Genomic DNA, 866 nt, shown 5'->3' with positions numbered 1-866 from the left:
GGTCAGTTCCTGCGGCGTGCCGAGGTGGTCGAGTTGGTAGTGGTAGGGCTTGGTGTCTTTTGGGCCGAAGCCTTCCAACAGGACCAGCGGCCTGAAACTGTTCGGTTCGTAGAGATAGCTGCGATGGCGGTCCGCATGGTGCTCAGCAATCAGCTTGTCGCCTTGCCAGAAAAACTCCGTGGTTATGCCGTCCACGGTTTTGCTGATGCGTCGCCCAAATGGGTCGTAGCGGTAACTGGCGGTTTGGCCGTTGGGTTGGGTGATGCCGATCAGCCGGTGCTGGCAGTCGTAGCGGTACTCGGTGACGAGTTGATGGCCTTTGCCCCGTCGTTCACGGATCAGGTTGCCGAAGGCGTCATAGTCGTAGTGACGGTCGCCCTGGATCATCAGGCGGTTGCCGGCGACGATGTCGGGGCCGGTGCGGTCTTGCATGAGCAGGTTGCCGGCCGGGGTGTGGCCGAAGCGTTCCTGCAGGTCTTGAGAGTGGTCGGCGCGAGTGAGGCGGCCTAAGGGGTCATAGTGGTAGTGGTGTTCGCCTTTGCGGGTGTCGAGCAGGCGGGTGAGGTTGCCGGTTTTGTCGTAGTCGTATTGACGTTGGTAGAGGTGGTCTTGCTGTTGAGTGACTGCATGGGCGTGCAGGCGGTGCTGGTCGTCGTAGTGGTAGTGGCTGAGGAGTTGGCCTTGTTGGCGTTGGTGTTCCTGACCGGCTTTGAACAGGTGTGAGGTCAGCAGCGCGCCGTTTAATTCGACGGTGGCGAGGTGGCCGCCTTTCGCATGACTAAAAACCAGCCGGTTGTTATCGGGCAGGCGCAGGTGTTGAAGCTGGCCGCAGGTGTCGTAGCCATAGCGCAAGGTGCCCCAGCCCT

General features: G+C 60.7%; 1 pseudogene. It reads right to left on the bottom strand.

The features are described 5' to 3' along the window. Positions 1–866, bottom strand: a pseudogene (locus HCF10_RS30970) (RHS repeat domain-containing protein); the annotation flags it as partial.

It is taken from the genome of Pseudomonas sp. B14(2022), assembly GCF_012030485.1.
Classification (GTDB): Bacteria; Pseudomonadota; Gammaproteobacteria; order Pseudomonadales; family Pseudomonadaceae; genus Aquipseudomonas.
Note: the sequence above shows the minus strand (reverse complement) of the source record. Positions and strands in the feature narration are given on the sequence as shown.